The sequence below is a fragment of the Cetobacterium sp. ZOR0034 genome, from assembly GCF_000799075.1.
Lineage (GTDB): Bacteria > Fusobacteriota > Fusobacteriia > Fusobacteriales > Fusobacteriaceae > Cetobacterium_A.
Map to the genome: position 1 here is coordinate 1 of NZ_JTLI01000084.1, position 6,733 is coordinate 6,733.

A 6,733-nucleotide genomic window follows, 5' to 3' on the forward strand; every position below is an offset into this window, starting at 1 on the left:
AGAATGGAGAGCCATATAGAAGTAGTGGTGGAAAAATGGTAGATAGTGAACTTGGAGAGATTCCAGAGGGATGGGAGATTAAGGAACTTAGTAATGTTATTGAATTTTCTAATGGATGTGCATTTAAAAGTAATGAATTATTAGATATAAAACCAGAAGATGGATATAGTATTTTTAAAATGGGAAATATTAAAAAAGGCGGAGGTATATGTAAAGAAAAAACAAAGAGTTTTGTTTCAAAGGAGGTTGCTAGCAAATATAAAAAATTTTTTGCGAAAGATGGAGATTTGTTAATGTGTATGACAGATATGAAAGCTAATGTCTCATTGCTAGGTCATACAGCTTTAATGGATATAGATAATGAATTTTTAATAAATCAGCGTGTTGGAATTTTAAAAATAAAAGATGAAACAAGTATTGATTATCCATTTTTATACTTTTTAACAAATTCTAATAATTTTATTAATAATATTAGATCTAAAGCTAATAGTGGTGTCCAAGTTAATTTATCAACAGCTGTTATTAAAGAGATGAAATTTGTAGCTCCATCCATCAAAATTCATCAAGAAATAAATGTTAATTTAAAAGTAATATTGAAAAAAATAAGTATTCTTTCCTTTGAAAATAAAATTTTAACAGAAATAAGAGATACTCTTCTTCCTAAACTTATGAGTGGAGAGATTGAGGTATAAATGAAGTGTAATCGTTGTAGTGGAAAAATGATTAAAGTTTCAGATTTAACTTTAGAAGAGATAGAGAATTTTTTAAACAATAATCCTTTAAAATCTTTAGACAAATTAGAAAATGGTGATGGTGTTCTTGTTTATTATAGAGAGATAAATCCTATTGATAAAAATGAGTTCTATGGTAATAAGATTCAGTTTAGAAAAGTGGAAAAAGTAGAAAATAATGAGTTGAAATTATTTGGATTTAAGAATCTATTTTTTTTAGATAATCCAACTGTTGTATATGAAGAACGTCTTTTATATACTTTAGTACCTATGAAGCAAAAGTATTTAAAAGTTTTAAAAAATGGATTAAATCAATTAGGTAGCAACTACTCTGGAACTAAATTGAATAATATTTTGAAAAAAAGTTTTTTGTTAGAAGAGTTTAGAAAACAATACGATAATTATGTAGAGGAAGAGGATTATACTCCAAAGATTATATATTCTTCAGATGAAGATTTTCCATTTTAAAAATAAAATTAAGAAAAAAGATTAGATTAGATTGTATAATTTAGTTTAATCTTTTTTTAATTTTTTCTTGTTTGTAATATTTACAGTATTTACAATATTTACGGGTTCTGAATCCTTAATAAAATCAATGGGCGAAGTGGGGTATCTATGGAAAAATAAATCTTAAACATGGAAAGATTGGTGTTAAAGGTGGAAAAATAAATCCTTATTATGGAAAGATAAATCTTTTTAATGGAAAAATTTTTTTGAAATTTTCCATATTAAATGATATTCTTTATATAGATAAAATTATTTTATTAAGGATGGAAAATTATGAAACGAAAAGATTTAACATTATTTAAACCTAATCAATTAATAGAAATAACAGGAATGCCTATAACTCTTCAAGGATTACTAGTTTATGATTATATTCTGCATAAATTTCAACAAGAGAAGGTTGATAAAATAGTTATTTCAATGAGTGAATTATTGAAAGCTATTAATTTAGAAAATAACCATGATGATATTTATAAATATTTGGATTCTTTGCAACAAATAAGAATTGAAAGTAGAGATGCTAGAGGAAAACTTTGGGGCGCTTTTAACCTATTAGCAGAATTTAAAAAGTTAGAAAATGGAATATTTCTTCAAATACCAGAAACTATTTTTAAATGTTTAGAGTTAAAAGATGATGATAAGAAAGAAAATTTATACTATACAACTATAAAACTTCTTGAAAAAAGGGCATTTAAATGCGTTCATTCAATTATTTTTTACGATATTTTCAAGAAATATGAAAAAGTTAATATTCCTATTTTTTCAATTGATGAACTAAAAGAATTAACAGGAACAGGAAGCAAATATAAAACTTATGCTGATTTTAAAAGATATGTTTTAGAAAAGGCTTTGAATGAGATTAATTCATTTGATAAGAAATATCAATATGGTTTTGTTGAAGAGCGTTTAGGTCGTAGAATGGACAAAATAAAATTTGTCAGAGTAGATAAAGATACTATTGAGGTTGAAGAAAACAGTATGTCTGAGAAGCTCTTAAAGGCTGTTTTAAAAGCTCGTAAGAATATTTACGTTGATAGTGTCTATTCACAAAAAGCTATGAATAAATTAATTTTAAAGTATGATGAAGCAGATATTATAAAAGGACTAAATGAACTTTATAAATATAATTATGAGATTGAAAGTTTTTCTAAGATTTTAAACTCTAAAATTAAAGATATAGTAGACTCTAAAAAAGTAAAACTTAAAAAAGAACCTGTGAGAATAGTAGAACCAGAAATTGAAGCTTTAGAAAAAAGTGAGCTTGATATTGAAAAAGAAAGATTATCACTGGTAATATTAAACAGCAAACTTCCAACAAGAGAAAGAATTATACTATTTGGAGAACTATCAGTAATTGACGATATGAAAGCTCTAAAAGAACTAGAAAAGAGGATTAAATAGAAACTATATTCATGTTATAATATTCAAAAATGAGGTGATAAAATGGAAATTAATAAAGAAAGTATTTTATCTGTTTTAAAAGCATTAGATAAAAAAAAATATTCAATTTTAGAAATTGGGTTATTTGGAAGTTATGCTAAAGAAGAAGAAACTGATAGTAGTGATATAGATATAATTGTTAAAATAGAGTTTAAAAAAGGTATGTATAGAAATTTTTGTGCTTTACAAGAGGAGTTAGAAAATACTTTTGGAAAAAAAGTAGACTTAGTTGAAAAAAGTGTTTTTGATTATAAGTTTAAAAACCCAGATGTAAAAGATTATAAAGAAAAAGTTAAAGAGGAAATATTAGGAAGTATTATATATGTTTAAAGCAAGAAGGAATTCAATCTCTAACAAAAATAAGAGATACTTTCTTCCTGAACTTATGAGTGGAGAGATTGAATTTAGTGGAGGAAAAATTGAAAGAATATAGGATGTTGTATATAAAAGCTATGCTGATAAACAAAGATATTCTTGAAGGAAAAAAAATTGGTAAGAATATTGATTTTGAAAAAGAATTCTTTTTGATTTTAAAAAATACGCTCATTTCTATCTCAAATTTTTCAGATTTTGAATTAGAACTTAGATTTTTGTATAGTGAGAATCGTGATATTTGTAAAATATATAGTTCAATATCGAAAAATATTGAATTTTTTAAGTACTTAAGAAATAAATATGTAGGTCATTTAAAAAAAGAATTAATAGAAAAAGCTATCGAATGGAGACCCGAACTATTGTATTCTAATATAATAGAACATAGCGTAATCATAAATTTGTATATATTAGAAACAGCCATTAATAGTTATTGTAATGAAGAAGGAAAAAATAAAATATTTGAATCAGATACTGATTTAATTTATCCACCAGATTTAGATAGGTTTTATAAATATTTACAAGAAACTATTGAGAAAAGTTCAGAATACTTAGAAGGTATAATTAAGCTTTTAAAATCAAAAATAGAATTAAAAGACCCAAATAAAATAGATTATAGCGATTTTATAGAAGCTGGAAAAACACAATTTAAATTTATAAAAAAAACCAAAAGATAAACAGTTTATTTAGAGGGGGTAAGGATGAATTTTACAGAGGATGAATTAGAAGCAGCCTATCTTGAAATATTAGAATCTTTGGGATGGGAGTGTATTGATGGTAGAAAATTAGAAAGAGATGACTACCATTCAGTAGTATTAGAGGAAAATTTAAGAGAAGCAGTTTATAACATAAATAAAGATATGCCAGCCTCTACTAAAGAGGAAGCTATTAGAAAAGTAATACTACTTTCACATCCTAACTTGATTAGAAGTAATGAAGAGTTTCATAATATGCTAGTCAATGGAGTAGATGTAGGAGAGTATAAAGATAAAGATGGGAACAAACGTTCTGGTGGAAAAATATATTTAATAGATTTTAAAAATATTAAAAGAAATGAGTTTCAAGCTATAAATCAATTTACAATAGTTGGAAAATCTAAACGTAGACCAGATATAATACTATTTATCAATGGACTACCTCTTGTAGTTATAGAGTTAAAATCTTTAAGTAATGACAATGTAGGTATAAAAGAGGCTTATACTCAAATTGAAAGATACAAATATGAGATTACGGATCTTTTTAAATATAACTCTTTTATCATTATAAGTGATGGAGTTAATGCAAAAGCTGGAACTATATCATCAAATGAAGAAAGATACATGAGCTTTAGAAGTATTGATGGAGTTACAATAGCAGATACTAACTCTTTAATGATGGAGGTTCTAACTCGTGGAATGTTATCTAAAGAAAGAGTATTGGAATTAACTCATGACTATATCCTGTTTCTTCAAAGTAAAAATGAAAAGATAAAGATATTAGCTCAGTATCACCAGTTCTTTGCTATAAAAAAAGCACTGGAAAAGACAGCAGATGCTCGAAGCAATGATGGAAAAATTGGTGTCGTTTGGCATACTCAAGGTAGTGGAAAATCTCTAACTATGACATTTTATACAGGGCAACTGCTTAAAAAATTTAACAATCCAACAGTTATAGTTTTAACTGATAGAAATGACTTGGATAATCAACTTTTTGGAACTTTTTCAAAAGCTGGGAGCTATTTAGTGGAGACACCAAAACAAGCTGATGATAAAGATAGATTAAAAGAACTACTAAATGTAAGTAGTGGAGGAATAATATTTTCTACAATACAAAAGTTTGCTCCTAAATCTGGAGAGATTGTAGAGATTATTAGTAATAGAAATGATATCTATATTATAGCTGATGAGGCTCATAGATCACAGTATGGTTTAGATGCTAAAATGGATGCAGATGGAAACAGTAAATATGGTTACGCTAAACATATTCGTGATGCACTTCCCAATGCAAATTATATTGGATTTACAGGAACGCCTATAGACTTTGATGATAAATCTACAACTGCTGTATTTGGTAACTATATAGATACTTACGATATGACGAGAGCTGTTGAAGATGGAGCTACTGTTAAAATCTATTATGAAAATAGATTTATAAAATTAGATATTCCATATCCTGTTTTATCTGAACTTGATGGTGAGTTTGAAGAGATTATGGAAGGTCAAGAGGAAATGACTGTTGAACGTACTAAAAAAGATATTACAAAAATGGAAGCTATTATTGGTTCTCAAAATAGAATAAGAACTTTGGCAGAGGATTTTATAGAACACTGGGAGATGAGAAGAAATAATGCTTTTGGTAAATGTATGATTGTAGCTATGTCTCGTAAAATATGTGTGGATTTATATAACGAGATTGTTAGTTTAAAACCAGAATGGCATAGTGAAGATAAAACTAAAGGTAAAATAAAAGTTGTTATGACAAGTGATATTAGTAAAGACCCTATGGAGTTTAAACAGCATTTTACAACAAAACAGGAAAGAGAAGAGCTTGCTAATAGAATGAAAGATGACAATGATGAGTTGGAGATTGTTATAGTTCGTGATATGTGGTTAACTGGATTTGACGTTCCATCAATGCATACTATGTATATTGATAAACCTATGGTAGGACATAACTTAATGCAAGCTATCGCAAGGGTAAATAGAGTATACAAAGATAAAACTGGTGGTTTAGTTGTAGACTATATTGGAATAGGAGATGCACTTAAAAAAGCGTTAAGACAATATACACCAAATGATCAAAAGTGCACAGGAGTAGATACAGAAAAAGCGGTGGCTCTTATGATTGAACACTATGAGATTGTAAAAGAGATATTCCATCACTTTGATTATTCAAAATATAAAAGTAATAGTGCTTTAGATCGTGCTAGAGTTATTATAGAGGGTATGGATTACATCTTAGGTTTCGAAAATGATGAACCTGGAATTAAGAAAAGATTTATCGATAATGTTTTAGCGTTGGCTAAGGCTCATTCTCTATGTATAACAACTCGTGATGGACAGGCTTTAAATGATGAGATAAGTTACTTTAAAGCTGTTAAAGCTAGTGTTATTAAGTTAGAAACAGAGGATAAGAGTAATCCTAAAAAATTAACTCAGGCTCAGATAAATGAAAAAATAGCTTCACTTATGGCTAAGACAATTATATCTGAAGAGGTCATAGATGTTTATTCACAGTTAGGACTAGATAATCCAGATATATCTATTCTTTCAGATGAGTTTTTAAAAGAGGTTGAGAAGATAAAGTATAAAAACCTAGCTGTTGAGATGTTAAGAAAGTTAATAGAGGGTAAGATTAAATACTCTAGTAGAAAAAATTTAGTGGTGGCTGAAAAGTTTTCAGAAAGACTTCAAAAGGCTATGAGTTCATATAGAAATAAGGCTTTAACAAGTTTAGAGATAATGGAAGAACTTATAAAGATGGCTAAAGAGTTTATGGAGACTCATAAAGAGGGTGACTCACTTGGTTTAACAGAGGATGAGGTAGCTTTTTATGATGCTTTAACTCGTGATGAAAAAGTAAAAGAGATGCTAGGTGACGATATACTGGTACAGATAACAAAAGAGTTGACTGTTTGTTGTAAAATAAACATATAACTTTCTGCAAAGAAAAAGTGAATATAAAAAAACCATTGAAAACAGAATCCT

At 27.5% G+C, this 6,733-nt stretch carries 6 protein-coding genes; all 6 read left to right on the forward strand.

The window, feature by feature from the left end:
* Nucleotides 1-692: restriction endonuclease subunit S (locus tag L992_RS12045; RefSeq protein ID WP_197053434.1), on the forward strand; the 692-nt coding region annotated here is incomplete at its 5' end.
* A complete protein-coding gene (locus tag L992_RS12050; RefSeq protein WP_047396536.1) occupies nt 693-1,199 on the forward strand; it encodes a hypothetical protein in 507 nt (168 codons plus the stop codon). It begins immediately after the preceding gene.
* 312 nt (nt 1,200-1,511) lie between these two features.
* Nucleotides 1,512-2,636 (forward strand): replication initiation protein, encoded by a 1,125-nt coding sequence (locus L992_RS12055; RefSeq protein ID WP_047396538.1) that lies wholly within the window; start codon nt 1,512-1,514, stop codon nt 2,634-2,636.
* A gap of 42 nt (nt 2,637-2,678) precedes the next feature.
* The gene (locus L992_RS12060) at nt 2,679-3,005 is read left to right on the forward strand and encodes a nucleotidyltransferase family protein (RefSeq protein ID WP_047396540.1); all 327 of its coding nucleotides are present in this window, start codon (nt 2,679-2,681) and stop codon (nt 3,003-3,005) included.
* A gap of 89 nt (nt 3,006-3,094) precedes the next feature.
* Nucleotides 3,095-3,724 carry a hypothetical protein gene (locus L992_RS12065; RefSeq protein ID WP_052193995.1) on the forward strand — a complete coding sequence of 210 codons (630 nt, stop codon included), beginning with the start codon at nt 3,095-3,097 and terminating at the stop codon, nt 3,722-3,724.
* Between the two features lie 24 nt (nt 3,725-3,748).
* Nucleotides 3,749-6,682: a type I restriction endonuclease subunit R gene (locus L992_RS12070; RefSeq protein WP_047396546.1), complete on the forward strand. Its 2,934-nt coding sequence runs from the start codon at nt 3,749-3,751 to the stop codon at nt 6,680-6,682.
* The last annotated feature ends 51 nt before the right edge of the window (nt 6,683-6,733 follow it).